The organism is Albidovulum sp. (assembly GCF_049646345.1).
GTDB lineage: Bacteria > Pseudomonadota > Alphaproteobacteria > Rhodobacterales > Rhodobacteraceae > Albidovulum.
On sequence record NZ_JBARVQ010000453.1, the window covers coordinates 1 to 2,351 of the forward strand.

4 protein-coding genes are annotated in these 2,351 nt (G+C 64.9%); all 4 read right to left on the minus strand.

The genetic code is table 11. The annotated features are described in order from the left end of the window. A partial coding sequence (locus tag WBB85_RS11315; protein ID WP_432638719.1) for an SPW repeat domain-containing protein occupies window positions 1–332 on the minus strand: 332 nt, incomplete at its 3' end. A 218-nt stretch (window positions 333–550) separates the two neighbouring features. Further along, window positions 551–1,030: a GNAT family N-acetyltransferase gene (locus tag WBB85_RS11320; RefSeq protein ID WP_432638720.1), complete on the minus strand. Its 480-nt coding sequence runs from the start codon at window positions 1,028–1,030 to the stop codon at window positions 551–553. Between the two features lie 104 nt (window positions 1,031–1,134). Then, window positions 1,135–1,938: an EcsC family protein gene (locus tag WBB85_RS11325; RefSeq protein WP_432638721.1), complete on the minus strand. Its 804-nt coding sequence runs from the start codon at window positions 1,936–1,938 to the stop codon at window positions 1,135–1,137. Between the two features lie 31 nt (window positions 1,939–1,969). Next, a partial coding sequence (locus tag WBB85_RS11330; protein WP_432638722.1) for a GNAT family N-acetyltransferase occupies window positions 1,970–2,351 on the minus strand: 382 nt, incomplete at its 5' end.

A 2,351-nucleotide genomic window follows, 5' to 3' on the forward strand; every position in this document is an offset into this window, starting at 1 on the left:
CCAATCACCGTGACGACCGCTGCCCCATTCAGCCAATAGAACGCCGCGTCGATCCCGGAAAACCCGAAGACGAACGGCGCGGCGAGGAAGCTCAACCCGACCGCAAGGTCGACCGCCATATGCAGCCTGTAGGGCAGTATCCTGATCAGGCCGGTCTGGTGATCGGTGAGGATCGTCAGGATCAGGGCGGCGACACCGGTCGCGACCGACAGCCAGAGTGCGGCGGGATTGCTTTCCCCCAACCCCAGCACGAAGGGCAGGACGATGAGTGCGGCGGCGACCGGATAGTCGAGCCAGGAATGGATGGTCTTGGTGACAAAGCCGATGGGCATGGGGTAGTCCTTTCCGTTGAGGTGGGCCCGATTGCCCGACCGATGACGGAAAGCTAAGTCCGGCGGAGCGAACGGCCCATCCCGGACCATCCCGATTGTTTTGCAGATCGTCCGAAGGTTGCCGCCAAAGACCGGCGCGGGCGGGCAAGCAAAGGGCACTGCGCCCTCGCGGTGCCTATAGCTTGGTTCCGGGCGCAGATCATCTTGACGACGGCAGTTCAATTCGTGTCGAGACGGTATTTCAGGAAGCGCTCTCCTGCGTAATCGACATCGTCCATGGCACGCGCACCCAGCCGCGCCAGCGCGCCAAACTTTCGGCGTGTGGGGGGCAGCAGAAAAGTGACATAGGGAATGCGCGCATCTGCTCGGGCAAAGTCCAGCGCCTGTTTCGCGATCCGCATCCCCAGCCCGAAATTCTGCGGTCGCAGCACCAATCCGAAATCCCATTCCGCGCCTTCCTTCTGGAACCCGCCCCAGCCAACATAAGCACCATCGGCCAGAAAGGCCCAATGGCCCAGCCCGTCCCGCTGCCAGCACGCCTCCTTCGCGGCCACGAAAGCGTCCAGCCGCGCGCGGTCCCAGGTGAAGGTCAGAAGCGGCATATGCTCGGCCATGCGCGGGTCGGACATATGTGCAATGATCTTTTCCGGCGCGATCTCGGGCAGCCGGGCAAAGGTGATATTGGCGGGTTTGATCATCTCGGCCTGCAACGCTTCAGGGTCTGTAACCGCATATCCGAACCGGACCCCGCCCGGTCAAGCTGGTCAGGGGCCAGATCACATCACATTTCGGTGGAAACCCGTCAGTCGTCCAGACCCAGCCGGATCAGGCTTTGGCGGAACTCGACCTCAATCGTCTCGTCCCCGTAGCGCCCCGCCAGCCGCTTGAGGCCAAAGCGGACATGCGCCATGTCGCGGTAATAGGACAGGAAGGCGAGGTTGATGCCCGCCCCCGCAGCCGAGCCCAGAACCGGCACCGACTGGCTGGCGAGCTTGCGGCCAAGGACAATGGTGAGGGCGGGTGCCACCTGCTGGATCAGCGCCTGCAAGGTCGCCCCGTTGACGGCAAGCCTTGTGCCAAGGAACGAGGTATCGACCCCGTCATCGCCCGCCAGCGGCCCGCCCGCCCCGAAAATCTCAAGACAGGTCAGCCGCGTCTCTTCCGCGCCGGGATCGAAGCCGTATTCGCCCGCCACTTTCTGCATCGCGCCAAAAAACACCGCGACCGTGGCGGGCAGTTCGACCATGGCCGAACCAATGCCGCCGAACCCGCCCAAGGCGCCGCCGGTCACGGCGGCAACCCGGTGGCCCCAATCGCCGGTCTCGGGCAGCGCGGGATGCGCGCCAACCTTGCCCGCCGCCCAATAGGCACCTTCAAGGATTTCCGCCGTTCCGGTCTCGATCAACCGCTTCACGCCGCTCGGCAGGCCGGAAAGCCGCGCCTCGACCTTGCCACCGACGGCGTTCATCACCCGCATCACCGGTCCGTTGGCCCGTTTCAGGCGCAGGGCCAGCGCCGACAGCTCCACAAGAGCATCGGGCGGGAGTGTCAGAACCGGCACGCCATCCAGAACAGCCGGAACCGGAAGGTTCGGATCGTTTTCCATGGCCTATAGATATGAAGCCACGGGCCCGGCTTCAATCCATCGCCTTGGTCACGGCCCCCGAAACCCCGTCCCATGCGCCGGGATGCAAGGCCAGCCCCAGCACCCGTTCGGGGTTTGTCGGCGGCGGCATCTCGACCCCCGTCAGCTTGCGGAAGCCGAATTTGCGGTAATAGGGATGATCGCCGACCAGCAGCACCCTTTCCCATCCCAGACGCGCCGCTTCGGCCAGACTTTCATGCATCAGAATGCCGCCCAACCCCTCGCCCTGCCGCGTCGGGTGCACCGCGATGGGGCCAAGCAGCAGCACCTTCCGCCCGCCCACCAGAACCGGCCAGAACCGGATCACCGCGGCCAGGGTCCCATCGGGATCGCGCAAGGTCAGGCACAGTTCCGGAACCGGCGGCACACCGTCG